Origin of the sequence: Arthrobacter sp. NA-172 (genome assembly GCF_043952055.1) — a bacterium.
Taxonomy (GTDB): domain Bacteria; phylum Actinomycetota; class Actinomycetes; order Actinomycetales; family Micrococcaceae; genus Arthrobacter.
This window is the reverse complement of the sequence record NZ_JBINOT010000001.1, coordinates 1,450,227-1,475,171: the sequence shown is the minus strand read 5'-3', so window position 1 is coordinate 1,475,171 and position 24,945 is coordinate 1,450,227. Positions and strand designations below refer to the sequence as shown.

The 24,945-nt window shown below is 63.7% G+C and carries 19 protein-coding genes, 1 tRNA gene and 5 pseudogenes; 13 read left to right on the top strand and 12 right to left on the bottom strand.

The window, feature by feature from the left end; all coding sequences use genetic code 11:
• Positions 1-23: 23 nt before the first annotated feature.
• Positions 24-1,295, top strand: coding sequence for an MFS transporter (locus ACF0H6_RS07380; RefSeq protein WP_395249038.1), 1,272 nt, complete (start codon positions 24-26; stop codon positions 1,293-1,295).
• A 99-nt stretch (positions 1,296-1,394) separates the two neighbouring features.
• On the top strand, positions 1,395-2,261 hold the full coding sequence (gene htpX, locus ACF0H6_RS07375; protein ID WP_395249037.1) for a zinc metalloprotease HtpX: 867 nt from the start codon (positions 1,395-1,397) through the stop codon (positions 2,259-2,261).
• 159 nt (positions 2,262-2,420) lie between these two features.
• On the opposite strand, the gene efeB is transcribed toward htpX, so the two are convergent.
• From efeB to ACF0H6_RS07355, 4 genes and pseudogenes are all read right to left on the bottom strand, one after another.
• The gene (efeB, locus tag ACF0H6_RS07370) at positions 2,421-3,851 is read right to left on the bottom strand and encodes an iron uptake transporter deferrochelatase/peroxidase subunit (RefSeq protein ID WP_395249036.1); all 1,431 of its coding nucleotides are present in this window, start codon (positions 3,849-3,851) and stop codon (positions 2,421-2,423) included.
• Positions 3,848-5,063, bottom strand: a pseudogene (efeO, locus tag ACF0H6_RS07365) (iron uptake system protein EfeO). Before efeO ends, efeB begins: the two are co-directional and overlap by 4 nt.
• A 61-nt stretch (positions 5,064-5,124) precedes the next feature.
• Positions 5,125-5,994 carry an iron uptake transporter permease EfeU gene (efeU, locus tag ACF0H6_RS07360; RefSeq protein ID WP_395249035.1) on the bottom strand — a complete coding sequence of 290 codons (870 nt, stop codon included), beginning with the start codon at positions 5,992-5,994 and terminating at the stop codon, positions 5,125-5,127.
• Between the two features lie 229 nt (positions 5,995-6,223).
• Entirely contained in the window at positions 6,224-6,715 is a 492-nt protein-coding gene (locus tag ACF0H6_RS07355) for a YajQ family cyclic di-GMP-binding protein (protein WP_395249034.1), read from the bottom strand.
• A 202-nt stretch (positions 6,716-6,917) separates the two neighbouring features.
• Between ACF0H6_RS07355 and ACF0H6_RS07350 the strand changes: the two genes are divergently transcribed.
• Together ACF0H6_RS07350 and ACF0H6_RS07345 are read left to right on the top strand one after the other, a co-directional pair.
• Positions 6,918-7,184, top strand: coding sequence for a hypothetical protein (locus tag ACF0H6_RS07350; RefSeq protein WP_395249033.1), 267 nt, complete (start codon positions 6,918-6,920; stop codon positions 7,182-7,184).
• Positions 7,185-7,314: 130 nt separating this feature from the next.
• Positions 7,315-7,399, top strand: a tRNA-Tyr gene (locus ACF0H6_RS07345).
• Between the two features lie 265 nt (positions 7,400-7,664).
• Here the strand turns inward: ACF0H6_RS07345 and ACF0H6_RS07340 are convergent.
• Positions 7,665-8,813 (bottom strand): annotated as a pseudogene (locus ACF0H6_RS07340) (IS3 family transposase).
• Positions 8,814-8,981: 168 nt separating this feature from the next.
• Positions 8,982-9,197, bottom strand: coding sequence for a hypothetical protein (locus tag ACF0H6_RS07335; RefSeq protein ID WP_395249032.1), 216 nt, complete (start codon positions 9,195-9,197; stop codon positions 8,982-8,984).
• 138 nt (positions 9,198-9,335) lie between these two features.
• Between ACF0H6_RS07335 and ACF0H6_RS07330 the strand changes: the two genes are divergently transcribed.
• Positions 9,336-9,881, top strand: coding sequence for an acyl-CoA thioesterase (locus tag ACF0H6_RS07330; protein ID WP_395249031.1), 546 nt, complete (start codon positions 9,336-9,338; stop codon positions 9,879-9,881).
• A 131-nt stretch (positions 9,882-10,012) separates the two neighbouring features.
• Positions 10,013-10,384: a thioredoxin gene (gene trxA / locus ACF0H6_RS07325; RefSeq protein ID WP_395249030.1), complete on the top strand. Its 372-nt coding sequence runs from the start codon at positions 10,013-10,015 to the stop codon at positions 10,382-10,384.
• Here the strand turns inward: trxA and ACF0H6_RS07320 are convergent.
• Positions 10,381-10,659: a putative quinol monooxygenase gene (locus ACF0H6_RS07320; protein WP_395249029.1), complete on the bottom strand. Its 279-nt coding sequence runs from the start codon at positions 10,657-10,659 to the stop codon at positions 10,381-10,383. The genes trxA and ACF0H6_RS07320 overlap by 4 nt on opposite strands.
• Before the next feature lie 102 nt (positions 10,660-10,761).
• On the opposite strand from ACF0H6_RS07320, the pseudogene ACF0H6_RS07315 reads away from it, so the two are divergent.
• Together ACF0H6_RS07315 and ACF0H6_RS07310 are read left to right on the top strand one after the other, a co-directional pair.
• Positions 10,762-12,436, top strand: a pseudogene (locus ACF0H6_RS07315) (AMP-binding protein).
• Positions 12,437-12,567: 131 nt separating this feature from the next.
• Entirely contained in the window at positions 12,568-13,425 is an 858-nt protein-coding gene (locus tag ACF0H6_RS07310) for a hypothetical protein (protein ID WP_395249028.1), read from the top strand.
• Between the two features lie 128 nt (positions 13,426-13,553).
• Here the strand turns inward: ACF0H6_RS07310 and ACF0H6_RS07305 are convergent.
• Together ACF0H6_RS07305 and ACF0H6_RS07300 are read right to left on the bottom strand one after the other, a co-directional pair.
• Positions 13,554-14,549, bottom strand: a pseudogene (locus tag ACF0H6_RS07305) (DNA-3-methyladenine glycosylase family protein).
• Between the two features lie 71 nt (positions 14,550-14,620).
• Positions 14,621-16,598 (bottom strand): annotated as a pseudogene (locus ACF0H6_RS07300) (amino acid transporter).
• A 215-nt stretch (positions 16,599-16,813) separates the two neighbouring features.
• Between ACF0H6_RS07300 and ACF0H6_RS07295 the strand changes: the two are divergent.
• A complete protein-coding gene (locus tag ACF0H6_RS07295; protein WP_395249027.1) occupies positions 16,814-17,212 on the top strand; it encodes a VOC family protein in 399 nt (132 codons plus the stop codon).
• A gap of 15 nt (positions 17,213-17,227) precedes the next feature.
• On the opposite strand, the gene ACF0H6_RS07290 is transcribed toward ACF0H6_RS07295, so the two are convergent.
• Together ACF0H6_RS07290 and ACF0H6_RS07285 are read right to left on the bottom strand one after the other, a co-directional pair.
• Positions 17,228-18,361, bottom strand: coding sequence for an SLC13 family permease (locus tag ACF0H6_RS07290; RefSeq protein ID WP_395249902.1), 1,134 nt, complete (start codon positions 18,359-18,361; stop codon positions 17,228-17,230).
• A 76-nt stretch (positions 18,362-18,437) separates the two neighbouring features.
• A complete protein-coding gene (locus tag ACF0H6_RS07285) occupies positions 18,438-18,869 on the bottom strand; it encodes a VOC family protein (protein WP_395249026.1) in 432 nt (143 codons plus the stop codon).
• Positions 18,870-19,067: 198 nt separating this feature from the next.
• Between ACF0H6_RS07285 and ACF0H6_RS07280 the strand changes: the two genes are divergently transcribed.
• From ACF0H6_RS07280 to ACF0H6_RS07265, 4 genes are all read left to right on the top strand, one after another.
• Positions 19,068-20,453, top strand: a complete 1,386-nt coding sequence (locus tag ACF0H6_RS07280; protein ID WP_395249025.1) for a cystathionine beta-synthase — start codon at positions 19,068-19,070, stop codon at positions 20,451-20,453.
• A gap of 14 nt (positions 20,454-20,467) precedes the next feature.
• Positions 20,468-21,631 carry a cystathionine gamma-synthase gene (locus ACF0H6_RS07275; protein WP_395249024.1) on the top strand — a complete coding sequence of 388 codons (1,164 nt, stop codon included), beginning with the start codon at positions 20,468-20,470 and terminating at the stop codon, positions 21,629-21,631.
• Positions 21,632-21,789: 158 nt separating this feature from the next.
• Positions 21,790-22,320, top strand: coding sequence for a winged helix-turn-helix transcriptional regulator (locus ACF0H6_RS07270; RefSeq protein WP_395249023.1), 531 nt, complete (start codon positions 21,790-21,792; stop codon positions 22,318-22,320).
• Positions 22,317-23,681, top strand: a complete 1,365-nt coding sequence (locus ACF0H6_RS07265; protein WP_395249022.1) for an MFS transporter — start codon at positions 22,317-22,319, stop codon at positions 23,679-23,681. Before ACF0H6_RS07270 ends, ACF0H6_RS07265 begins: the two co-directional genes overlap by 4 nt.
• Positions 23,682-23,707: 26 nt before the next feature.
• Here ACF0H6_RS07265 and ACF0H6_RS07260 read toward each other — a convergent pair whose 3' ends face one another.
• Positions 23,708-24,892 (bottom strand): acyl-CoA dehydrogenase family protein, encoded by a 1,185-nt coding sequence (locus ACF0H6_RS07260; protein WP_395249021.1) that lies wholly within the window; start codon positions 24,890-24,892, stop codon positions 23,708-23,710.
• Positions 24,893-24,945 lie beyond the last annotated feature (53 nt).

Sequence of the window (24,945 nt, the reverse complement as noted above, 5' to 3'; positions counted from 1 at the left end):
GAAATGCTGGATAGGGTTGGACGGTGGCAAAACTCCTGGCTGACATGACCCCGCTTCGCGAAAGCCCTGCGTTCCGCCGTCTGTGGCTGGGGTCTTCCGTGTCGATGGTCGGATCCCAGCTGACGCTGGTTGCGGTGAGCCTTGAGGTCTACAGCATCACCCAGCAGAGCCTCTATGTGGGCCTGCTCAGCATTTTTGCTTTGGTTCCGCTGGTGATAGCGGGTTTGTTCGGCGGCGCGATTTCCGATGCCTATGACAGGCGGAAGGTCGCGATCGTTTCGTCCCTCGTTTTGTGGGGCTGCACCGTAGGTCTCGCACTCCAAGCCTGGTTCCAGTTGAACAATGTCTGGATCCTGTTTGTGCTCGTCGCGATCCAAAGCGGGGCGCAAGGCATCAACGGGCCTGCCCGCAGCGCTATCATGCCCCTGCTGGTCCGCAAGGAGCTGCTGCCCGCCGCCAACGCTCTGAGCATGCTCAATATGGGCATTTCCATGACAGCGGGTCCCTTGCTTGCAGGTGTGCTCGTTGCTTCGAGCGGTTTTGGCTGGACTTACACGATCGATGCCTTGAGCTTTGCTTTCGCACTGTGGAGCCTGTTTAAGCTCCCGTCCCTCCCGCCAGCCGAGAATGCGTCGGCGCCGGGCCTGCGCTCAGTCGTCGAGGGATTCCGTTTCCTGGGCACGCGGCCCAATCTGCGCATGACCTTCATCATTGACCTCATCGCGATGATCTGCGCCCAGCCGCGCGCCCTCATGCCGGCGATCGCCGCCACCATGATCGGCGGAGGGGACACTACGGTCGGAGTGCTGCTGGCCGCGACAGCTGTTGGGGCTTTCCTGGCGGGGCTGTTCTCCGGACCCCTGGGGCGGGTGCGGCGCCAAGGCTACGCGGTGGTGTGGGCCGTCGCGGGATGGGGTTTCTCCATTGCCGCCTTCGGCCTGGTGGTGGTCCTGGCCGGTGATGGGGGACGCGGCGGTGTGACACTCTGGATTATCCCGGCTGCGCTCTGTTGCGCCCTCGCTGGAATCTCGGACTCCGTCAGTGCCGTCTTCCGCACCACCATCCTGCAGTCGGCCACTCCTGACCACATGCGCGGACGGTTGCAAGGGGTGTTCATCGTGGTGGTTGCCGGTGGCCCAAGAGTGGGGGACATGCTCGCTGGTGGCGTTACCAAAGCACTCAGTGAAGGCTGGGTATTGCTGCTGGGCGGAGTGCTGTGCGCCGTGTTGGCGTGGCTCGTGGCCCGTTGGCAGGGCGGCTTCCTGCGGTACGACTCCGTACACCCCGTGCCCTAGTGTGGCGACCCGGAACGTCCGGGCCGCCGTCGGCGTTAACCGGAACATAACCACGTGCATCCCAAGAAAATCGCGAGAAAACTGCAAGAAAGTAGTGAAGTGCATAATCATCACAATGGCCTGAAGACCACAGCGCTGTTCGGTGTGCTCTGGGCGGTGCTCCTCGGACTTGGCGCCGTGATTGGCGTGGGTACCCGCAGCGCGGCGCCCCTTTGGATCATGGCCCTGATCGGCGTGGCCACAACGGCGTATGGATATTGGAACAGCGACAAGATCGCCATCCGCTCCATGGCCGCCTACCCGGTCTCCGAAGCGCAGGCTCCCCAGCTGTACCAGATTGTCCGCGAGCTCTCCGTGCGGGCGAACCAACCCATGCCCCGCATCTACGTTTCTCCGACCATGACGCCCAACGCCTTCGCCACCGGACGTAATCCGAAGAACGCCGCTGTGTGCTGCACGCAAGGCATCCTGAACTTGCTCGATGCCCGTGAACTCCGCGGCGTCCTCGGCCACGAACTCATGCACGTCTACAACCGTGACATCCTCACCTCGTCCATTGCGGCCGCCGTCGCCGGCGTCATTACTTCGGTGGGCCAGATGCTGCTGTTCTTCGGCGGGGACCGGCGGAACGCGAATCCGATCGCGATGATCGCCATGGCGCTCCTTGCACCGTTTGCGGCCTCACTGATCCAGCTCGCCATTTCCCGCACCCGGGAGTACGACGCCGACCACGACGGCGCGGAGCTCACCGGCGATCCGCTGGCTCTCGCCTCAGCCCTGCGCAGGATCGAAGCCGGCGTCAAGCAGGTGCCCCTGCCGCAGGATCAGCGCCTCGTGAACACGTCGCACCTCATGATTGCCAACCCGTTCCGCGGCGGCGTCGTGACCAAACTCTTCGCCACCCACCCACCCATGCGCGAGCGCATCGAGCGGCTCGAACGGATGGCCGGGCGGCCGCTTTCCTAGCCCCTCCCTGCGCGCCCTTCCCTCCCGGCGCCCTTCCCCCGGCGCGCACTTCCGAGAGCGCGAACTGGCAGCTTATGACCTCAAAACGCGGATTTGGGGGCAACAGCTGCCAGTTCGCGCCAGCGTTCGACGGCGGCCAGCGTTCGACGGCGGGTGGCTTCACGCGAACAAGCCCTCACCAACGAAGCCACCCGGCTTGATGCCCGGGGGAACCGCGAACAAGCCGGAGCCGGTGTGCTTGAGGTACTCCAGGGCCAGCTTGTCGCTCTTTGCCATGGCCATTTGCATGGGTACATAGTGCGTCCGAGGGTCTTTGACGAAGGCGATGAAGAACAGTCCTGCGTCGAGGTGGCCGAGCCCGTCTGAGCCATCGGTGTAGTTGTATCCGCGGCGGAGCATCTTCACGCCGTTGTTCTGGGTCGCGTGGGCCAGACGGACGTGGGAATCGACCGCGATCAGAGGGCCGCCGTCGTTGCCCTTGAGCCCGAAGTCCGGCGCCGTGAACTCCTCTCCTCCGGACAAGGGCGCTCCTGTGCCCTTGGTGCGGCCGATCAGCCCTTCCTGTTCGCGCAGCGACGTCCGGTCCCAGATCTCGATGTGCATGCGGATCCGCCGGGAGACGAGATAGCTTCCGCCAGCCATCCACGCTTCGTCCGCACGGCTGCCGGCAGTGGCCCAGACATGTTCGTCCAAGAGTCCGGCGTCCTCTGCCTTGAGGTTGGCGGTGCCGTCCTTGAAACCGAAGAGGTTGCGCGCCGTGGTCTGCGCACGTGAGGTGGACGAGGTCCGACCAAAACCCAGCTGCGACCAGCGGACGCGCACCTTTCCAAAGCCGATCCGGGCGAGGTTCCGGATGGCGTGCACGGCAACCTGGGGATCATCGGCGCAAGCCTGGACCACGATGTCGCCCCCGGTTCGTTCCGCTTCGAGGGCATCGCCGGGGAAGCGTGGAAGGTCGATCAAAGCGTCCGGGCGGCGGCCGTCCAGAGCGAAGCGGGGCTTGCCGTCCTTTTCGAAAAGACCCGGGCCGAAGCCAAAAGTCAGTGTCAGCTTGCCGGCGTCGAGGTCCAAGGCCTCGCCAGTGTCTTCCGGCGGTGCGTAGTAAGGGCCGTCGACGGCGCCGGTCCCGCCCGTTGTGCGGCCGGCGGTCAGTGCTTCGGCGGCGGCAGTCCAATCCTTCAGGAGCTGGATCACTGCGGCCCGGTCTTCGACCGTGACGTCGAAGGCCGCCATATGGAGGCGGTCCTGGGCCGGAGTGACGATGCCTGCCTGCCGCTCGTCGTAGAACGGAACCGCATTGCCTGCAGGGCTGGCCGGGGCGGCCACTGCGGCCACCGCGTCATGGCTCAGGAAGCCGGCGGCAATCCCTGCGATGGCACCGGCCCCGCCCACACCGGCGAGGGAGAACAGTCCCCTCCGGGACATGCCCCTCTTGACGGATACGACGCGGGGCGGGACGCCGGGCGCGGTGGCCGGCGGGGACCCGACGGCGGCCCCGGACTCCGGCGCGGTGGCCGGCTCGACGGCGGCAGGCGGGGTGCCGCCGTCGGGCCCTTCACCAAGCTCGTGGTTGAAGGGGCAGCCGCTCACAGGACCACGGCCGAGGTGAGCTTGGACAGCGGTTCTCCCAAGGCGTCGACCAGCGTAGCGAGCTGCTGGACCTGGGCGGGACTGAGCTCGTTGTAATAGGCGAAGCCCGTGCCCTTGGCGTGTTTTGTCAGTCCGGCTTGCAGGGCCGTGAACTTCTCATCCAGGCTCGTGGCCAAGGCCGGATCTTTTTGCGCGAGAGCCGGCTTGAGGTTTTCGAAGGCGATCCGGGCGCCGTCGACGTTGGCCTGGAAATCCCAAAGGTCCGTGTGGGACCAAATTTCTTCCTCGCCGGTGACCTTGCCACGTGCTACCTCGTCCAGGAAGCTCCTTGGCGCCGTTGCCGAGCTTGTCCGCGGACAGTTGCACTGTCCGGGTGCGCTTGCCGAGCTCTTCGGTGTCGGCCACGAGTTGGGTGGCGATCTTGGCTCGCTCGGCGGCGGTCAGGGCTGTGTAGCCGGCCGGCGGAAACAGGTCCTTCTCCGCGCGGTGCCAGCCGGTCCATTCCTGGCCAGGCTCAAGGTCGGCCTCACGGGCGTCGAGCTTGGGGTCAAGGTCCCCGAAGGATTCCGCGACAGGTTCGATCCGTTCCCAATGCATGCGTGTCGCGGCATATAGCTCGCGCGCCTTGGTGGCATCCCCCGCGGCATAGGCGTCGGCGAAGTCTTTGGTGCCTGTGACGAGCTGTTCCGTCTGGTCATTGACATACGACGTGTACTGCTGCACCCCCGTATCCACGAGCTTCTGGAAATCGGCATCGACCACCTTGTTCCCGGACTCGGTCACCTCGAAAGCCGCGCGGATCCCGTCTCCCTGCATGCCAGGCTTGCACGCGGTGGTGTACTTGCCCGCTGGGGCAGTGACAACCAGGTTGCGGGTCAATCCCGGACCGATGTTCTCCACTTCGCCGACGATCCTCAAGCCGTCTTCAGCGAGGAGGTAGAACTCAGTGATTTCCGTGCCCTCGTTCTTGACCGCAAAGCTCAGGTTGCCGCTTGGAACGCTTCCGGTGGAAACCTTGCACTCGGTTTTGGTGCTCGTGACCTGGATCGCTCCGGCCGACGCGCTGGAGCCGGGAGTCGTCCCGTTGTCCGTGCAGCCGGACAACGCCAGCGGAACCGCGGTGGCTGCCGCGACGAGGGCGAGCGACTTCCGCAACCGCGAGGTGGTTTTGGGCAGCGCGGTTTTGGGCAGGATCGTTTTGCGCGGGGTCATTTTGGGCAGGGGAGTGCCAGGCATGGGGTTTCCTTCTGTTTTGGGAGTGCGGTGAAAGCGTTTAGGACGCTGTAACGGTGTGGGAAGCGCGCCCGCTGTCCGTGCCGGCTTCCTCGCCGGATCTTGCCGGTGTTGACCCGTTGGCGCGGATGTAGAAGTAGAGAACCGGAACCACGTACAGCAGCCAGACTCCCGCTTCGAGCCAGGTGGTGGCCGGGGACAGATTGAGGGTGCCCTTCAAAAGGGTGCCGTACCAGGATGACGGCGGGATGGCGGCGGAAACGTCAAAAGCCAGGTTGTGGAGCCCCGGCAGGATTCCGGCTTCCTGCAGGTCATGGATCCCATAGGCGAGCACGCCACCAGCGATCACGATAAGCCCGACGCCAGTCCACGTGAAGAAGCGCGAGAGGTTGACCTTCAGGACTCCGCGGTGAAGCAGGTATCCGAGCCCGGCCGCGACAGTCAGGCCGAGCAGGGCGCCGATCAGCGGCTGCGTCGACTCGCCGGCGGCTTGGGCCGCAGCCCAGAGGAACAGCGCTGTTTCCAGCCCTTCCCGGCCCACTGCGAGGGCTGCCACGACGACGAGCCCCCAAGCGGCGCCGTCGGCCATTTTGTCCACCTGCGACTTGAGTTCGCCACCGAGGCTGCGGGCGGCGCGGGCCATCCAAAAAACCATCCAGGTGACGAGCGCGACGGCGACAATGGACAGTCCGCCTCCGATCGCCTCTTGCGCCGCGAAAGTCAGTCCCTGTGGGCCGAAAGTCAGCAGTGCACCGAAAGCGATGGATACGGCCACGGCGATGCCTACCCCAACCCACAGCCGGGGGAGCAGGGAGCGGCGGCCGGTCTTGACCAGATAGGCCATGAGCAGGACCACGACGAGTGTGGCTTCAAGGCCCTCGCGCAGGCCGATCAGGAAGTTGGCAGTCATGGGATTCTTTCGTTAGGGGAGCCACACTTAGGCTTGCCTAATGAAGAACAGTACCTGTCCGGAGCGATTGCGCAAAAGAAACGTGCCGTAATTATTTAGGGTGAGGTCATTGAGGGCCGCGCAACGAGCTGCTTAAACGACGACGACTTAAACGACGACGACGGCGCGCTGCCGCTTTCGCTGCAACGCGCCGTCGTCGGACTTCCGGGCTTGGAGGCCCGGGCCTCTCTTAGCTACGGAAGTTCACAAACTGGAGATCGGCCTCGTCGAACTTCTTCAGGATGTTCATGGTTTCCTGCAGGTCATCGCGGGACTTCGAGGTGACGCGGAGCTCGTCGCCCTGGATCTGGGACTTGACGGACTTCGGAGCCTCGTCGCGGATGATCTTGTTGATCTTCTTGGCGATGTCCTGGGCAATGCCCTCCTTGATGGAGCATTCCAGGCGGAACTCCTTGCCTGAAGGATAAGGCTCGCCCTGGTCGAGGGACTTCAGGGAGATTCCACGCTTGATGAGCTTGGACTGGAAGACGTCCAGAACTGCCAAGACGCGGTCCTCGGAGTTGGCCTTCATGAGGATCTTTTCGCCGCTGAAGTCGATCTCCGCGCCCACGCCCTTGAAGTCGTAGCGCTGCACGATTTCCTTCTGGGACTGGTTGAGCGCGTTGGCGACTTCCTGCTTGTCTACCTTGCTGACGACGTCGAATGTGGATTCGCCTGCCATGACTCTCCTATTGATCGGCTTGTTGCGGCCCGGAAGCGGGCGGCTTTGTCTGCCATCCAGCCTAATACGGAAGCGGCCGTGCGTCCCGGGTTCAGCGCGGGCTGTACGTTCACAGTTCGCTCACAGCACACACATGGCCGGAACCGAGGCTGCCCGGTCAGAGTTGTATCAGTTGGAACAGCCCATCCTGAAAGGGAGCACTATGAGTCACCAGGCCATCCGATACGTCACCAAGTCAGCGGCTGCCGCCGCCGGCTCAATCGGAGTCGCTGCTGCCACCGCCGCGAGTGCGGTTGCAGCTGCCGCCCTTGCCGCTTCGGTGGTCTTGAGTCCGGTCCCGGACGCGGCATCCAGGATGGACGGCATCCATGCTGATCTGCAACGGGCTGTGCAGCTCAACCAGATCACGCTGGAGCAAGCAGTCAGTTTCGAGGCCAAGCTAGCGGGACGTATCTTTGGTGGCGCCTGATCTTTTCGATGATTTTGGGGCTCCGTTGCCTCGATTCGATTCTTCGGCGGAAGTTCTGTAAGGTTGTCTTGCTCGCGCTTACCGGATCGGAAACGGAACGGTGATTGAGAGTGATCTTCTTTTGAAGTTCGGCAGATTACCCGAGCGGCCAAAGGGGGCTGACTGTAAATCAGCTGGCAACGCCTACGGGGGTTCGAATCCCTCATCTGCCACCAAATTAAATCCCCGGAACCATATGGTTCCGGGGATTTTTTTAGTTTCTCCTACCGGTGCGCCCCTGGCTATCGCTCCAACCTGCGCCGTCCTGACCTTGTTTGGCGCGTCACGCCGTCGAAATGACCCGACTCGCCGTGTCACAAGCGCTTTCCCGGTTTAAAGAGGGTCAGGACGGCGCGCGCGTACTGGCGAGCGTGCAGGGTCACGACGGCGCGCGTACCGGCGAGCGTGCAGGTGGTTGGGCCCCCGTTAGCAGTCCAGCGTCTATGCGATAGCTGATTGGTTTTCTTGCGTCCAGTTTTCCCAGTAGTGTTTTGGCGTCATGCCGTCCAGGGATCCGTGGGGCCGTTCATGATTGTAGATAGCTTTCCATTCCTCGGCCAAATACTTCGCTTCGGCCATGGTGTCCATGATTTCTCCGGAGAGTTGTTCCCTTCTGAATTGGGCGTTGAAGGATTCGATGAAGCCGTTCTGCCAGGGTGATCCCGGGTCGATGAAGGCCGTGTCGACGCCGGCGGTGTTGCACCACTCGATCAGTGCGGCGGCGGTGAACTCCGGCCCGTTGTCACACCTGAGGTAGGTCGGGACGGTGCCGGTTTCGGCGATGATGTTCTCGAGGACTGCGACCACGTCGGTGGCTTTGAAGGAGCGGCGCGGGATGATGGCCAGCGCGGTGCGGGTGTATTCGTCGATGACGTTGAAGAAGCGGATGTGCCGTCCGCAGGAGGTCACGTCGGACTGGAAGTCGAAGCTGACCACGTGCATCGGGTACTGGGCTGTGAGGCGCTTCTGTTCACCGGCGCCGGGCCCGGTGCGGCGCTTCTTCCTCGCCCTGGGTTTACAGACAAGGCCTTCGTCGCGCCAGAGCCGCCGCACCCGCTTCCTGTTCAGCGCCACGCCGTCCCACTCAGGCTGGGCCAGCAGGTGCCAGCGCGCTTTCCGCCAGCCCCAGGCGGGGTGCTGCCCGGCAACGGTGCGCAGGGCTGCCCGGAGCCGGGCTTCCTCAAATCCCATCTCGGGCTTCTTCTTGCGGAACGCAGACCGGTTTTGCCCCAGGACCGCGCACGCGAAGCGTTCGGACGCCCCGAACTTTTCCAGCGCCATGCGCACGGCACGGCGGCGGGGTTCGGGGCTCAGAATTTTCCCTTCGCCACCTCGTTGAGGATGTCGATGGCCAGTTCCTTCTCCGCCAGCAGGCGCTTGAGGCGGGCATTTTCCTTCTCCAGCTCCTTGGTCCGTTTGGACGCCTCGGCGTTCTTCTCGGACCCGTACTGGTTCAACCAGCGGTACCAGCGTCGCCTCGGTGACCTGGAGCGCCTTGATGACCTCGACCATCGGGCGGCCGTCGTTGAGCATCTTCTGGCCCTGCCGGACCTTGGCGATGACCTGCTCAGGGGTGTGTCTGCGTGCCATGATTCGTGAATTTCCTCCTGTGTCCATTCTCGGACACGAAACTCACACAAACACTGGACTCCTACTCGGGGACCCAACCACAGGGTCACGACGGCGCGCGTACCGGCGCGCGTACCGGCGAGCGTGCAGGGTCACGACGGCACGCGCACCGGCGAGCGTGCAGCCGGGTTAGCGGGACTCCAGCCAGTAACCGTCCTGGTGGTGCACCAGTTGGCGGCCGAGTCCGCCGGCAAGTTGAATCCAGAGCGTGCTGCGATCGTTGGTCATGCCGTCCAGGGTGCCCACGATCCTGTTGCCGCGGGTGTCCTGCAGGACCAGCTCCTGATGGAGCGGAAGTTCGGGCCACATACCGATATGTGCCCTGGCCGTTTGGGTGGCGCTCACTGGATCTCCTTGATGCCTTCTACTTTTGTTTTCAGACATTCTGCCCACGGCATGTGAACCGGCGGTAAACGACATGCCTTGCGGTGACACACAAAACAAAGCTATCGCCGAATGTTACTCGGGAGTAACATGGTGTGCATGCACCTGCTTCTCCGAACCCTCTTGCTCTTGTTCACTTCGTCCAAGCGGAGCCGGCTCAGCGTTTGGGAGACCTCGTCGCTGCCCATGCGTGTCCTCCCCACGGACATTGACATCGCAATGCATGTCAATAACGGAATGTATTTCTCCCTGATGGACCTCGGACGCTTCGATCTCATGGTCCGCGCAGGAATCTGGCAGAAGATGCGTCGCCGCGGCTGGAGCCCGGTTGCTGCGGGGGAAACCATCGCCTTCCGGAAGTCCCTTCAGCTGTGGCAGGAGTACACCATCGAGTCGAAAATCATCGGGCTCGATTCCAAGGCCATCTACTTTGAGCAACGCATGGTGGTTGACGGTGAGATTTACGCGCGGGCGCACATCGCCACGCGGCTTGTGGCCAAGGGCCGGCCTGTGAGCCAAGAGGAAATCCTTGCCGAGTTCGGCGAACCGCCCGCAGATCTGGAACTTCCGGAATGGATCCACGAGTGGCGCGAGAACAACTCGTTGCCCGGCGCCCGAAAAGCCGCCCCGCACCTCTGGCACTGAAACGTCTCTGGCACTGAAACGTCTCTGGCGCTGAAACCCCCGGACCCAACCGCCGCCGTCGTGCTTTATTCCCGGTTTGCCGGGTAGCGAACAAGGGGGACTTCGACGGCGCCGTCGCGTACCGTGGAAGCATGGCTACAGTTGACATCACCGGCGAACAGTTCGCAACGACTATCGAGGGCAACGACATTGTCCTGGTGGATTTCTGGGCTGCGTGGTGCGGCCCGTGCAGGCAGTTTGCGCCCACATATCAAGCCGCTTCCGAGAAGCATGACGATGTGGTTTTCGCCAAGGTGGACACCGAGGCCGAGCAGCAGCTCGCCGCCGAAGCCGGCATTTCCTCCATCCCCACGCTGATGGCGTTCCGCGAAAAGGTCCTCGTGTTCTCCCAGCCGGGCGCACTGAACGGACCCCAGCTGGAGCAGGTCATCGAGGCTGTCAAGGGCCTGGACATGGATGAGGTCCACGCCCACGTCGCGAAGCAGCAGGCCGAAAACCCCTAGAGGCGCTCGAGCTTCGCCGGTTCCGCCAGCAGTGCACTGAGGGATTCATTGAGGTCCTGGACGGCAATGCCCTTGGAGTGCTTGTCGAGGTGTTCTTCGGAGGCCCACTGCTCGGTCAAGATCAGCTTGTCCTCGTTGGCTTCCGTGAGCTCGTAACGGATGCAGCCGGGCTCGTTCACCACCTCTTCGATCGCAATTTCCAAGGCGAGCTTAACGCGGAAGAATTCGCCGTCGTTGGGAATGAACGTGGCCTGCAGGTCAATGGGTGCACTCATGGGATTCACTTTACCGGCCGACCCGGCAAGCCCCTGAAATATTTTGTAGGACTTCCAAGCAAAAGACTTCTCTTGGACGGGCGTAGTTGGTAGCGTGCCTTCATGCTTTCCTACACAGCCGGGGACACTGACGTCCCGCTGCTTGAAGAGACTATCGGCGCCAACTTCGAACGCGTCGCGGCGCGGTTCCCGCTCCGGGATGCGCTTATCGAAGCCGCCCCGGTGCCCGGCGGGGAGGCCCGGCGCTGGAGCTACGAAAAACTGAACGACGACGTCGATCGGCTCGCCCGCGCGCTGCTCGCCCTGAACGTCGCCAAGGGGGACCGGATAGGCATCTGGAGCCCGAACTGCGCCGAGTGGACCATCTTGCAGTACGCCACGGCGAAGGTCGGCGCAATCCTGGTCAACGTCAACCCGGCATACCGCAGCCACGAGCTCGAATTCGTGGTCCGGCAGAACGGCATGCGGATGCTGGTGGCCGCGCCGTCGGACAAGAACAGCGACTATGTGGACATGTCCAGGCTGGTACTCGCGGACTGCCCAGAGCTGCAAGAGCTGGTCTTCCTCTCCGATCTCGGATCGGACATGCTCGACGGCGGCGTCCCGCAAAGCGACGCCGAGCTGACCTTCGCTGAGCTGCTCAAGCGGGCAGACGACGTCGTACCCTCAACGCTCAAGGCGCGAATGGCGGAACTGGATCCGCACGATCCCATCAATCTGCAATACACCTCCGGAACCACCGGATTCCCCAAAGGCGCTACGCTCACGCACCACAACATCCTCAACAACGGCAACCAGATCGGCAGGCTGCTGGGCTACACGGAACGCGACCGGGTGGTCCTTCCCGTGCCGTTCTACCACTGCTTCGGCATGGTCATCGGAAACCTGAACGCCCTCAGCTTCGGTGCGGCCACCATCATTCCAGTGCCGCGGATTCACCCCTTCTTCTGCCCTCGAAGCCGTGCAGGATTTCGGCGGGACCTCGCTGTACGGCGTGCCCACCATGTTCATTGCCGAGCTGGCGTTGCCTGATTTCGCCTCCTATGACCTTTCGACGCTCCGCACCGGTGTGATGGCCGGCTCCCTGTGCCCCATCGAGGTCATGGAGCGCGTCATCGCGGAAATGAACATGCGGGATGTGGCCATTTGCTACGGCATGACCGAGACCTCGCCAGTGTCCACCATGACCCTTGCCACGGACACCATGGAGCAGCGAACCACGACCGTGGGGCGCACCATGCCGAGGCTCGAGTCCAAGATTGTGGATCCCGGAACCGGCGAAACCTTGGAACGCGGAGAGATCGGCGAACTCTGCACGCGTGGCTACGCCGTGATGGCGGGATATTGGGGCCAGCCGGAGAAGACAGCCGAGGCAATCGACGACGGGTGGATGCACACCGGTGACCTCGCCCGGATGGACGAGAACGGCTTTATCGTGATCGAAGGCCGCATGAAGGACATGGTCATTCGCGGAGGTGAGAACGTCTATCCGCGTGAAATCGAGGAGTTCCTCTACCGGCATCCCGCTATCCAGGATGTGCAGGTGATCGGTGTCCCGGATGCTAAGTACGGCGAAGAACTCATGGCTTGCATCATCCTCAAGCCAGGGGCCACGCCTCTGGATTTGGCCGGAGTGCAGGAGTTCTGCCGCGGCAAACTGGCCCACTACAAGATTCCAAGGTACGTGGACATCCGGGAGACCTTCCCCATGACGGTATCGGGCAAAGTGCGCAAAATTGACATGCGCGAAGAGGCGATCGCCCGCTTGGGACTCTGATCCAACGCGGGGTCACTTACGGCCCATGATGGGCAGCAACATGGGCCGTAAGTGACCCCGCGTTGCTGTGTATGGAAGTGTGCCTGTGGATAACTCCTTGCCGGCGTCGTTTTGCGGACAAACTAGACCGTATGGTCCGCATCATTCCGCTGCCCGAGGAACTCGGTGACCGTCCTTTCACGGTCTTTGAATCCCGTGCCCTTGGCGTCGCACCGAAGTGGCTCCGGGCCGGGGACGTGTCCGACGGCGGGCGGCTGATTCACCTGCCTGCGGGCCGTGAGTTTGGGCTTGCCGAACGGGCGCGGGCCCTCGTAGCGGCAACTCCGGGTGGCTGGGTGTCCCACGAGAGCGCCGCGATACTCACCCGGCTCGGCCTTCCTCCGTGGCTGGGCGGCGGTGAGACGGTCCACCTCAGCAAGCCCCATGAGCTTCCCCGGGTACGCCGCACCGGAGTGACGGGACACCGAGTGCGCGTCCTCCCTGGCGAAGTCACGGAAATAGACGGAATCCCGGTGTCTTCCCCGTCCCGGACGTGGCTTGATCTGGCGCATCAGTTACCGCTGCCGTACGTGATTGCCATGGGCGACCAGCTGATCCGTATTCCCCGTCCGGGCTTTGAAGGAAGGACCGAGCCATACGCGAACAAGGAAGGGCTGCGCTTGCTTGTCCGGCAGCATCCGAACATGAACGGCGTGGAGAAGGCCCGGCTTGCCCTTGAAGACATGCGGGTCGGCGCCGACTCGTTTCCGGAAACATTCCTGCGGATGGCCGTGTTGGAAGCAGGGCTGCCTGAACCGGAGTTGCAGCTCCGCCTCGATCCGGACGATCCGTGGTCGCCGTCTGCGGACCTGGGGTACCGGCGGTTCCGGATCGCCGTGCAGTATGACGGTGCCCCGCATCTCGGCGCGGGAACAGCAGACCCGGGACTACCGGAGGGACGAGGCTTTCACCAGCGCCGGCTGGTCATACTTCAAGGCCAACGCCCATGACCTGGCCGAAAGGTTCACCGGCCTTATTGCCCGGGTCAAACGGTCTCATCCAAGGCGGGGTCACTTACGACCCATGTCAGGCAGCAACATGGGCCGTAAGTGACCCCGCGTTGCTAGTTAAGAGGAGGCTAGTGCCTTCGGTGGTCCTGGATGGTCATGCGGGGCCCGAACGTGGGCTTGCGGAAGCCGCTGAGCCCCAGCATCCGGACCACCCGCTGCCGGTGCCCACGCCAGGGTTCCAGAAGGGCGATCATTCCGGCGTCGTCCGTCTTCCTGCCCGTCAGCGCGTAGCCGACATACGAGGCCAAGTGGTAGTCGCCCACTGCGATCGAGTCCGGGCAGCCATGGGTCCGCTGGACAACTTCGGCGGCGGTCCAGACGCCGATACCCGGAATGGTCTGCAACTTGGCCCCGGCTTCACGTGCGCTCAGTGAGGCAAGCCGTTCAAGCGCGACGGCGGATCGCAGCGCCCGCATCACGGTCGCCGAGCGCTGGGGACCCACGCCGGCCTTGTGCCATTCCCAGCGAGGGGAACCGCAAGCCAATTTGCTGGTGACGGTGCAACCAGCAGGCCCGACGGGGGGCCCGACGTCGAAAGTCGGCCGGCGCTTGGCGCTGCGGTCCCGTGACGGTACATCAGGTAGCGGTAGCCCCGCCGGGCTTCGATTATGGTGACCTTTTGCTCAAGGATGGTGGGCACGAGTGAGTCCACCACCCGCCCCGTGGTGGGTAAGCGGACGGCGGGGTTCCGGCGTCGGGCCTCCCTGACCATCCGGGGGAGGGTGGCATGGAAGCCGGCCTCGTCAAAGCCGGACCAATCGTCGCCGCTCCCCAACAGGGCAGGCACCGAGCTGATGGCAGAATCGGCGCCGGGCCCCCACGCCTCAGGCATCGACATGCGTGTCCGGGCCGGTTCCAGCGGCAGTGAGGCGAAGGGTGACTGGACCGTCCGGCGTCGTGAAGGCCATCCACACGCCGTCTTGCCGCGCCGAGAAGGTGGGATCGCCGTTGCCGCGCATGATGATTCCCACGGTTTGAAGAAGATCGAGGGGGCCGCCTGGATGCCAGCGCGCCGACGCGTCTGCCGCAGCAGCTGCGGCAGGAGGGGCGTCGACGAGGGTCACCCAATCATGGTCGCATGCTCGTCTGACAAGTTCCGAAAACCCGAACCGGTCCGGCCCTGATCCAGGACAGGTCAGCCCACGTGGACCCAGGGGCGTCGGGTGACCTCTGGTTCGGCCTCGCGCAACACTTCCCTGGTGACGGGGGCGATTTCGCCTTCGCCGAGGAAGAGGAATTTGAGGAGGTTGATGACTGGATTGCCCTCCGTCCAACGGAAGTAGATATGGGGCATCAGGCCGGTTACGTCCCGGATGTGGAGGAGCACCGAGGCAATGGTGTTGGGCACGACCGGCCCATGCACTTCCAGAATGCGGTAGCCGTGCCTGTTCACGCCGCGCACCTCAAGCTCCGTCTCGAAGTCGGACGAATCGTCGACAATCACCTCCAGGAACAGCGCCTCCTGGATCCAAAGGCAGGTGGCTGACCTCGATCGCGGAATTGAGCTTGTCGCGGTAGGCCTCCCTGCTGATTCGCAGCGGTTCGTGGGAAATGACCGCGAGGGGTCCGTCCTGTGCATCGGACAGGAATTCAAGCGCCTGCCGATCCAGACGAACATGCGTGGCGTGCAGCTCAAAGGAGCGCATGATACGGGAAAGCAGGGAGATCAAGACGATGCCCGCAATGAAGATCGCGGCGATCCGGATGCCTTCGGGACGCTCGAACATGTTCGCGATGGTGGTGTAGATGAACACGACTGCAATGATTCCGAAGCCCACGGTGCGCTTGCGTTGCCGCGCTCGCCGGGCTGAGAGGGTGACGGCGACGGCGGCGGAGGTCATCAGGACCAGGACGCCGGTTGCGTAGGCGCCGCCCTGGGCGTCGACGTCGGCGTTGAACAGAAAGGTAATCAGGAACCCGACGAGGGTGAACACCAAGACCAGAGGACGCACTGCTTTGGCCCACTCGGGAGCCATGCCGTAGCGGGGCAGGTAGCGGGGCACCAGGTTGAGCAGGCCAGCCATGGCCGAGGCGCCGGCGAACCAGAGGATGCTGATGGTGCTCAAGTCGTAAACGGTGCCGAAGCCCACCCCCAGATACTGGTGCGCAAGGAAGGCCAAAGCGCGGCCGTTGGCTTGGCCACCGGGCTGGAATTCCTGCTGCGGGATCAGAACCACAGTGATGAAGCTGGTGGAAAGAAGGAAGGAACTCATGATGACTGCGGCCGAGGTGAGCAGCCGCCGGGCGCCTCTGATACGGACCACCGGATTTTCCTCGGTGTCGCTGGGGCCGCCCTTGATCTGCGGCATGACCGCGACGCCGGTCTCGAAGCCGGACATGCCCAGCGCAAGTTTGGGGAAAACCACCAGGGCAATACCGATCACCATGAGCGGACTGCCGTGCGAGGTGGACAACGCCGTCCACCAGTCAGTCACGTTCGCCGGATGGGAAATCACCGCAGCCATCGTCACCACTACCAGCACGACGTTAAGCCCTAGATACAGGACCACAAGGGTAACGGCCACCCCGATCGCTTCCTTGAATCCCCGCAGGAACACGGCAGCGAGCAGTGCCAGCAGGAATAACGTGACGGTGACATTTTGTCCCTGCAGCCAGCCGGGCGCGATCGGATTCTGGATCAAGTGGGCGGTGGCATCCGCGGCGGAGAGGGTCATGGTAATCATGAAGTCGGTCGCGGCGAAGCCCAGCAGCGCCAGGACGAAGAATTTGCCGGTCCAACGCGGCATCAGGCGCTCCAACATGGCGATCGACCCCTCGCCGCGGTGGCTTTCGCCTGCCACTCTGCGGTACACCGGCAGGGCGCCGAGCAAGGTGAGGGCAACCAGCACCAAGGTGGCGATCGGGGAAATCACCCCGGCGGCAAGTGCCGCGATGGCGGGCGCGTAGCCCAGGCTGGAGAAGTAGTCCACACCGGTCAGGCACATGACCTGCCACCATGAGTGCTTCTTCAAATGGGAGTCGCCGACGGCGCCGGGCCCCTGATGGGTCCCTTTACTGTCCTGCAAGCCGAACAGCAGCCAGGTGCGGAGGGAGGCTCCGGCCCCGGGTTTCGGCGCCGACGGGTCCGCTGGCGGCCTACTTAACGTTGTCAACTCTGCCTCTCCTCGTGGCGCAACGCACCCCGATTACGGCCCGAACATATCACTGGCACCGAAACTCTTGGCCCCGCCGAGGCCAATCTTGACGGATTCTTTACGGTGCCGGTCCGGAGCCGAGAAGCCCCTTATGCCGCGAAACCCGGGCGACTAGACTCCACGTGTGGCGCGGGGCGTCCGCGCCCTTCAAGAACGAACCCAGCGAGAATGAAATGGCCGGAATTGTGCATTTTGAGATACCCGCGGATGACCAGGAACGGGCCAACAGTTTCTACCAGGGCGCTTTCGGCTGGATGCTCAATCCCATGCAGGGGATGGACTACACGCTAGCTATTACCACGCCGTCAGACGAGAAGACCGGCATGCCGAGCGCGCCCGGGGCGATCAACGGTGCATTGTTCCCGCGCACCGAAGATTTGAAGACCCCCATCATTACGGTGGACGTGGAGAGCATCGACTCAGCCCTGGCGGAGATCGAACGTCTGGGCGGCTCCGTGGTCAAACCGAAGGATGCCATCCCGGGAATGGGTTTTTATGCCTATTTCAAGGACACCGAGGGCAACGTGCTGGGCCTGTGGGAGAACCTCCCGGCCGGTGGACCAGCCGAATAGGACCGGAATTGCGGTTCAGGTTGTTCCCGACGCCAGCCAGAGGACGAGGACGGAAAGCGGTAGAAGCAGCACCACGCAACAGAGTCCCGCCGCGGCAAATCCACCCCAGCGGACTTGAACGTTGAGGGCTTTCAACCGTTCGTGCCAGAGCAGCGTGGCCAGTGAAGCCCACGGGGAGATGAGCGGACCCAAATTGACGCCGATGAGCAATGCCGCCAGCCGGACAGGCGAGCCTGCTTCGGGTTCGAGTGCGAGGTAGGCCGGTAGGTTGTTGGCGATGTTGGCTGTTGCGGCGCCAAGTCCGGCGAGCCGCAGGAGGGATGGAAGGCCGTCCCCGGAGCCGGAAACGCCGCCCAGCAAAGGTGTCAGGCCAATTGCGTGCAGCGACTCCACCACCATGAACAGGCCGATCGTCAGCATGAGCGGGCGCCAAGGAACCATGGACCAGCGCAAGGAACCCGGACGCCGTCGCGCGAAAACGCCGAGGAGGATGAGTGCTGCGGCCATAGCCGGGATTTGCACGGGTACCCCGGACACCAGTGCGGGCAGGAGGACCGCCAAGGTTGCCGCGCACGTGAGAAGCAGAGGCCTGTCCTGAACCTTATGGGGCGGCTGGGGGCCATACTGTCCGCCCAACTGCTTCCGGAAAGCGATGCCCAACATGGCCACGGGCAACACGATCCCGGCGAGCGCGGGCGCCCACACGAGTCCGGCAAAGGCTGCGGGCGACAGGCCGAGGCGGCTCTGGGCGAGCAGATTCGTCAGGTTGGATACGGGCAGCAGGAGGGACGCCGTATTGGCGAGCCAGACGGCGGTCAGGGCGAAGGGCAAAGCCGGGATCCGCGCGTGCATGGCAAGGAGCACGACCACGGGAGTAACCAAAACCGCCGTCGTGTCCAAGGACAGGAAGACGGTGGAAACGGTCGCGAGCGCAATCACCAGAAGCCACAGGAGCCAGACGCGCCCACGGCCGAAGACGGCGATTCTGTCCGTCAATACTTGGAACAGGCCCGCGTCCGCCACCAGTTCAGTGACCACGGTCATTGCCAACACGAAGGCAAGTATGGGCACGGTCCGCGCCGTCAACTCCCCGAAAGCGGGGAGGGGTAGGACCCCGAAGGCCAGGCACAAGATACCGGCCACGAGCATGCCGACGGGAAGGAAGTAGCTGCGATGCCTTCCTAACCATTTTCTGGCCCTCACAGCGGATGTCCCCCGGGTTGCTTTACTCTGCTCCGAAACGCCCTCGCGTTTCCACGGGAATCAGTGGCTTCTCGGCACGGACCTTGAGTTCCTGAACCGCCCAGGTGTTGCCGTCCGGATCGCTGAAACCGAAGAACGTGCCGCCGTCGCGCTCGTCAAAGACGGTGATTTCGCTGGCCTCGACGCCGCGGCTGAGCAATTCTTCGCGCGCAGCCCGCGCATCAGCGACCACAAGTTGCAGTCCCCGCATGGAGCCCGGCGCCATTTCATTCTGCGCCGGGAGGGTTCCGACGACGATCGAGCATCCGGAACCCGGGGGAGTCAGTTGCGCTATGTGCATGTGCTCGTTGGTGGTGTTGTGGTCAAGGTTGAAGCCCACTTTGTCGCGGTAGAACTCGATAGCACGGTCGATGTCACTCACGGGGAGTACTACAACTTCGAGGGTCCAATCCATGGTGCGTGTCCTTTCCTTGGAAGGTGTCCCGGTTAGCTTGCCCTGCGAAGCGTCCTTTGGCCAGCCGGAGGCGCCCGACACCCGGCCCGACAGGCGCCCGACACCCGGCCTCGCGCCGGGCCCGATACCGGCCCAACACCCGGCCCGATACCGGGCCCGGCGCCGAAGCAGTCCCGGCCAAGCGGTAACTTGGTACCTATGAAGTACGCCCAGTCCGTTCTGGACCTCATTGGCAATACACCGCTCATCAAGCTCAACCACGTGACCGGGGACATCAAAGCCACCATTCTGGTGAAGCTGGAATACGTGAACCCCGGCGGGTCCATCAAGGACCGCATCGCGGTGAAGATGATCGAGGAAGCAGAGCGCGACGGGAAGCTCAAGCCCGGCGGAACCATCGTTGAACCCACTTCGGGCAACACCGGCGTCGGACTCGCACTTGTTGCCCAGCAAAAGGGATACAAGTGCATCTTTGTTGTCCCGGACAAAGTGGGCGAGGACAAACGCGCCGTGCTCCAGGCTTACGGCGCCGAAGTGGTGGTCACGCCCACCTCTGTGGCCCCGGACAGCCCCCAAAGCTATTACAGCGTCTCCGACCGGCTCGTTTCCGAAATCCCCGGAGCCTACAAACCGGACCAGTTTTCCAACCCTGCCGCTCCCGGCAGCCACTACGAGAGCACCGGGCCCGAGATCTGGAGCGACACCGACGGCAAGATCACCCATGTGGTGATCGGTGCCGGCACGGGCGGCACCATCACCGGCACCGGCCGGTACCTCAAGGAGGTCTCTGCCAACCGGCCGGAGTCCGACGGCGGCCGGGTCAAGGTGATCGGCGCAGACCCCGCGGGCTCGGTCTACTCCGGCGGTACCGGGCGCCCGTATTTCGTGGAGGGCGTCGGCGAGGACATGTGGCCGGTCAACTATGACAAGACCGTCCCAGACGACGTCATCGCTGTCAGCGACGCGGACTCCTTCGAGATGACCCGGCGCCTTGCCCGCGAGGAAGGCCTCCTGGTGGGTGGCTCTTCCGGCATGGCCGTTGTGGCCGCGCTCCAGGTGGCCAAAGACCTGGGCGAGGAAGCCGTCGTCGTCGTGATCCTGCCGGACTCCGGCCGCGGCTACCTGGCGAAGATCTTCAACGACAAGTGGATGCGCTCCTACGGTTTCCTTTCCGGCGGCGAGGAAGCCTCGGTGGGCGAGGTCCTGAAGTCCAAGACCGGCGAGATGCCGGACCTCGTCCATATCCACCCCAACGAGACCGTCCGCGATGTCATCAACATCATGAATGAGTTCGGGGTCTCGAACATCCCGGTCCTCTCGCAGGAACCGCCCGTGGTCATGGGGGAGGTTCTGGGGGCCGTGGATGAGCGCACCCTGACCTCCAAGCTGTTCCGCGGCGAGGCGAAACTGACTGACAAGATTTCCGAGCACATGGGGGCACGGATGCCCGTGATCGGCTCATTGGAAACCATCTCGGCCGCACGGGAGCTGTTGTCCGACGTCGACACCGTCATGGTGACGTTCGTCGGAGCGCCCGTGGGCATCCTGACCCGCCACGACCTACTTGCCTACCTGAGCAACTAACCCTAGGAGTTCACATGTCTGCCAACCAAGCAGGATTCAACACCCGTGCCGTCCACGCCGGCCAGGCCTTCGAACCGCGCACCGGCGCGGTGGTTCCGCCAGTGCACTTCAGCTCAACGTATGCCCAGGACGGCATAGGCGGTCTGCGCGACGGCTACGAATACGGCCGTGGCACCAACCCCACCCGCGATGCGCTCCAAGAGCAGCTTGCCGCGCTCGAAGGCGGGACCCACGCGTTCAGCTTCAGCTCGGGCCTGGCCGCCGAAGACTCCCTGATCCGCGCCATTTCCCGCCCGGGCGACCACATCGTCCTTGGCAACGACGCCTATGGCGGAACGTACCGGCTGATCAACCGCGTGCTCGGTGAGTGGGGCGTCGGGAACACACCAGTGGACATGTCCAACCTTGACGCCGTTGCGGCGGCCGTCGCCGCGAACAAAACCCGCATTGTCTGGGTTGAGACACCGTCCAACCCGATGATGAAGATCACCGATATCGAAGCGCTCGCCACAGTAGCGCACGACGCCGGTGCCCTCCTGGTGGTGGACAACACCTTCGCATCGCCCTACTTGCAGAACCCGCTCGCCCTGGGTGCCGACGTCGTGGTCCACTCCACCACCAAGTACATCGGCGGCCACTCGGATGTGGTGGGCGGTGCCATCGTGGTGAAGGACGCCGAGCTGGCCGAGAAGATCGGCTTTGTGCAGTTCGCCGTCGGGGCCGTGTCCGGTCCCATGGATGCATTCCTGACCACCCGCGGCCTCAAGACCCTCGGCGTGCGCATGGACCGCCACAGCGAGAACGCCCAGGCCGTCGCCGAATGGTTGCTTGAGTGCCCCGAAGTTGAAGCCGTTCTCTACCCGGGCTTGCCTTCCCACCCGGGCCACGAGCTCGCCGCGAAGCAGATGAGGAAGTTTGGCGGCATGATTTCGGTGCAGTTCAAGGGCGGCGAAGCGGCGGCCCGCAAGGTTGCAGAGTCCACGTCCGTTTTCACTTTGGCGGAGTCCTTGGGCGGCATCGAGTCGCTCATGAACTACCCCTCGGAGATGACCCATGCCTCGGTCAAGGGCACCGAGCTGGCTGTTCCGGTCAACCTGATCAGGCTTTCCTGCGGCATCGAGGACGTCGAGGACCTCATTGCGGACCTCGAGCAGGCGATTGGCAACATCACGGCCTGAGAGGCCCTCCCTTCCTGACCTTCTTTGATTGTCGGATCGGCCGGGACACGCCATAACAGCGGCGTGTCCCGGCCGACTTGCGTTCAAAAAGGGTCAGGAACGGAGCGCCTCCCGAAAGAGGCCTAGCTTTCTTTAGAAAAGCCAGCTACCCTCAATCCATGCCCTTACGATCCGATTGGTCCGAGCGCACGTGCAGCTTGGCGCGGGGCCTCGATATCCTCGGCGACCCTTGGGGAAGCCTCGTGCTGCGGGAAGTCTTTTTCGGCAATGGACGTTTCGATGCCATGAAGACGCGGCTGGGAGCGGCGGACAATGTCCTCAGCAAACGGCTGGGCTGGCTGCTCGAGGCCGGCCTCCTTGCCCGGCGGCCTTATCTGGACGGCGCGCGAGAGCGCCAGGAGTACGTCCTCACGCCCAAAGGCGAAGACGCTTTGCCTGTCTTGAACGCCATCATCCTGTGGTCGGAGAAGCATCTCGATGCGCCGGCCGACAACGCCCACATGCGCGTGATCCACAACGGCTGCGGACTTCCGACTGCCTCGGCAGATACGTGTTCCCACTGCGGGTCCCGGCTCACCGCCGCCAACACCAGCTGGCATAGCCTGACGCGCTCGGAACAGCCGTTGGCTTTGGCTACTGCCCCCCAGCAGACAGCAGTCCGCCCGCACGAATCGGAGCCCGCCGCATGACCGCGCCCGAACTCACAGATCTTTCCGCCGGCAAGTCTCCGCGAAAGCGCCGGATTCACCCCGCTTGGATGGTGGCCGCCGTCGCATTCTTGGCGCTGGTGGGCGCGGCCGGGTTCCGTGCGGCTCCCGGTGTACTCATGGTGCCGCTGCAGCAGGAATTCGGCTGGTCCACCACTGTCCTGTCGCTTGCCGTCAGCATCAACCTGGTGTTGTTCGGACTCACGGCGCCGTTCGCAGCGGCGCTCATGGAACGCTTCGGCATCCGCGCCGTCACCTCGATTGCCCTCTGCCTGATCGGCCTTGGCTCCGCATTGACCGTTTTCGTGAGCCAGTCCTGGCAGATCCTGCTCACGTGGGGCGTGCTGATCGGCTTGGGCACCGGATCCATGGCCTTGGTGTTCGCCGCGACCATCGCCAACACCTGGTTCTCGAAGGGCCGGGGCCTCGTGATCGGCATCCTGACGGCAGGCAGCGCCGCCGGGCAGCTGGTCTTCCTGCCGTTCATGGCCGCGCTCGCGCAAAACCCGGGCTGGCGAGGAGCCTCCCTGCTGATAGCGGCCGGGGCGCTTGCCGTGGTGCCGCTCGTGCTGCGCTGGCTCAAGAACTCACCGGCCGACGTCGGGGTCCGGCCCTACGGCGCTGAGGAACATGGCGGCGGGGAATACAGTGCCGAAGAAGAGCCGACGACGACGGCGGAAGTCGCCGCTGATGACGACGGCACCAAGACGCCCAACGCCGCAGTCCGGGCACTTCAAGTCCTCAAACGTGCCAGTAAAGTACGCACCTTCTGGGCCCTCGTTGCTGGTTTCGCGATTTGCGGTGCCACCACCAACGGACTCATCGGCACCCACTTCATCCCCTCTGCGCACGACCACGGAATGCCGGAAACCACAGCGGCGGGCTTGCTGGCTGTCGTCGGGGTCTTCGACATTGTGGGCACCATCGCCTCCGGCTGGCTGACGGACCGATTCAATCCGAAGGTGCTCCTGGCGGTGTATTACCAGTTCCGCGGCGTCGGGCTACTGGTGTTGCCCGTGCTGTTGAGCTCTACCGTGGAACCCAGCATGATCCTGTTCGTGGTGGTCTATGGCCTTGACTGGGTGGCCACAGTGCCTCCGACGGCGGCCATCTGCCGCAAGGTCTTCGGTGCGGACGGTTCAGTAGTGTTCGGCTGGGTATTCGCCGCACACCAGCTCGGCGCCGCCGCGGCCGCGTTGCTCGCGGGTTACATCCGCGACGCCACAGGCCACTACACCTATGCATGGATCGGTGCAGCCGCGATGTGCACCGTGGCCGCGATCATCAGCGCAACCATCCGTAAGGACGCGGGGAAAAAGGAACCACTTCCGGTCGCAGCCTGATCCCTTGTCATGGAGCCGCCGGTGAATCAGCGGAAAGCCGGAACTCCTGTGATGTGGTTGCCCAGGATCAACGTGTGGACCTCGTCCGTTCCTTCATAAGTTCGTACCGATTCCAGATTGTTGGCATGCCGCAAGGGCGGGTAGTCCAGGGTGATGCCGTTGCCACCCAAGATGGTGCGGGCTTCGCGGGCGACCTTGATGGCCTCGCGCACATTGTTCAGTTTGCCCAGGGAGATCTGTTCCGGCCGTAGGTGGCCGGCATCCTTGAGTCGTCCAAGATGCAGGGCCAGCATGGTTCCCTTTTGGATTTCCACGAGCATGTTGACGAGTTTCTCCTGGGTCAGCTGGTAACTGCTCAGGGGCTTGCCGAATTGCATGCGGGTTCCGGCATATTCGAGGGCAGCTTCGAAGGAGTCGCGGGCCGCACCCATGGCGCCCCAGGCAATGCCGTAGCGCGCTTCATTGAGGCAAGTAAACGGCCCGCGGAGTCCCTGGGCACCCGGGAGCAGGGCCTCCGGACCCAGCTGGACGCCGTCGAACGCCACATCGCACTGGATCGAGGCACGCATCGAGAGTTTCGCGTCGATGGGAGTCGCGGTGACTCCCGGTGTGCCGGCGGGAACCAGGAAGCCCCGGATGCCGTCGTCCGTGTTCGCCCACACCACCATGACGTCCGCGATCGAGGCCAAACCGATCCAGCGCTTGGAACCATTCAGCACCCAACCGGCGTCGTTGCCTGTGCCGTCGCGGTGCGCAAAGGTGGCCATGGCCGACGGGTCCGAACCCGCCGTCGGCTCCGTCAACGCAAAACAGCCGATCAGTTCACCCGCTGCCATTCGCGGCAGCCACTGTTCCTTCTGGTCTTCGTCGCCCCACTTGTGGATCGCCGTCATGGCCAGCGAGCCCTGGACGGACACGAACGTGCGAATGCCGGAATCGCCGGCCTCCAGTTCCATCGCGGCTAGGCCGTATTCGACGGCGGTGCGGCCCGGGCAGCCGTAACCCTCCAAGTGCATGCCCAGGACGCCGAGTTCGCCAAGTTCCGCCGGGATTTCCCGGGGGAAGACCGCGTCCTCGTACCAGCGCGCGATGTTGGGCCGGATGCGCTGGTCCGTGAAATCCCGCACCTTCTCTCGAAGCTCCAGTTCCTCAACGCTCAGGAGGGAATCGAGGTCGAGGACATCGGAGGTATTCGTCGCTGAATGGCTCATTCCAGCATCCTAAGGCCGGACATGTCCCCAAGAGCCTGTCTCCCCGGCCGCGG

Excerpts from the sequence above, each read along its gene's own strand:
- efeU (WP_395249035.1), bottom strand. The coding sequence starts at position 5,994 with ATGACTGCCAACTTCCTGATCGGCCTGCGCGAGGGCCTTGAAGCCACA.
- ACF0H6_RS07355 (WP_395249034.1), bottom strand. The coding sequence starts at position 6,715 with ATGGCAGGCGAATCCACATTCGACGTCGTCAGCAAGGTAGACAAGCAG.
- ACF0H6_RS07350 (WP_395249033.1), top strand. The coding sequence starts at position 6,918 with ATGAGTCACCAGGCCATCCGATACGTCACCAAGTCAGCGGCTGCCGCC.
- ACF0H6_RS07330 (WP_395249031.1), top strand. The coding sequence starts at position 9,336 with ATGCACCTGCTTCTCCGAACCCTCTTGCTCTTGTTCACTTCGTCCAAG.
- trxA (WP_395249030.1), top strand. The coding sequence starts at position 10,013 with ATGGCTACAGTTGACATCACCGGCGAACAGTTCGCAACGACTATCGAG.
- ACF0H6_RS07320 (WP_395249029.1), bottom strand. The coding sequence starts at position 10,659 with ATGAGTGCACCCATTGACCTGCAGGCCACGTTCATTCCCAACGACGGC.
- ACF0H6_RS07310 (WP_395249028.1), top strand. The coding sequence starts at position 12,568 with ATGGTCCGCATCATTCCGCTGCCCGAGGAACTCGGTGACCGTCCTTTC.
- ACF0H6_RS07295 (WP_395249027.1), top strand. The coding sequence starts at position 16,814 with ATGGCCGGAATTGTGCATTTTGAGATACCCGCGGATGACCAGGAACGG.
- ACF0H6_RS07290 (WP_395249902.1), bottom strand. The coding sequence starts at position 18,361 with ATGCTCGTGGCCGGTATCTTGTGCCTGGCCTTCGGGGTCCTACCCCTC.
- ACF0H6_RS07285 (WP_395249026.1), bottom strand. The coding sequence starts at position 18,869 with ATGGATTGGACCCTCGAAGTTGTAGTACTCCCCGTGAGTGACATCGAC.
- ACF0H6_RS07280 (WP_395249025.1), top strand. The coding sequence starts at position 19,068 with ATGAAGTACGCCCAGTCCGTTCTGGACCTCATTGGCAATACACCGCTC.
- ACF0H6_RS07275 (WP_395249024.1), top strand. The coding sequence starts at position 20,468 with ATGTCTGCCAACCAAGCAGGATTCAACACCCGTGCCGTCCACGCCGGC.
- ACF0H6_RS07270 (WP_395249023.1), top strand. The coding sequence starts at position 21,790 with ATGCCCTTACGATCCGATTGGTCCGAGCGCACGTGCAGCTTGGCGCGG.
- ACF0H6_RS07265 (WP_395249022.1), top strand. The coding sequence starts at position 22,317 with ATGACCGCGCCCGAACTCACAGATCTTTCCGCCGGCAAGTCTCCGCGA.
- ACF0H6_RS07260 (WP_395249021.1), bottom strand. The coding sequence starts at position 24,892 with ATGAGCCATTCAGCGACGAATACCTCCGATGTCCTCGACCTCGATTCC.